The sequence below is a fragment of the Corallococcus exercitus genome (genome assembly GCF_003611585.1).
Classification (GTDB): domain Bacteria; phylum Myxococcota; class Myxococcia; order Myxococcales; family Myxococcaceae; genus Corallococcus; species Corallococcus exercitus.
In genome coordinates this window covers 1-385 of record NZ_RAVW01000947.1, presented here as the reverse complement: position 1 = coordinate 385, position 385 = coordinate 1, and the positions used below count along the sequence as shown (strand labels likewise).

At 39.0% G+C, this 385-nt stretch carries 1 protein-coding gene; it reads left to right on the top strand.

Features of this window, described 5'->3' with window-relative positions; translation table 11 throughout:
* Positions 1 to 149: 149 nt before the first annotated feature.
* The coding region (locus D7W79_RS43015; RefSeq protein WP_439099285.1) for a hypothetical protein at positions 150 to 385 on the top strand (236 nt) is incomplete at its 3' end.

Genomic DNA, 385 nt, shown 5'->3' with positions numbered 1-385 from the left:
TGTCAAACCTGTACAATTGGGTGATGTCGTTGTTGCAGAAGCGGAAGTCCAATTTCATGATGATAAATATTATGAAATGAGTGTGACGTCATTCGTTGCGCAAGAAAAAGTCTTTGAAGGCCTATTTAAAATGTATTACATAAGCGAGGATGAATAAGATGGTAAAACTAGCTGTAGATATGATGGGTGGCGACGATGCCCCTCACATCGTAATTGAAGCTGTTGAAAAAGCGGTACAAGATTTCGATGATTTGGAGATTATTCTTTTCGGTGATGAAAAGCAATGTCATTTGAACCATCCAAGAGTTGAAATACGTCATACAACTGAAGAGATTTCAATGGAAGATGAGCCAGTGCGTGCCATTAAACGCAAAAAAGACAGCTC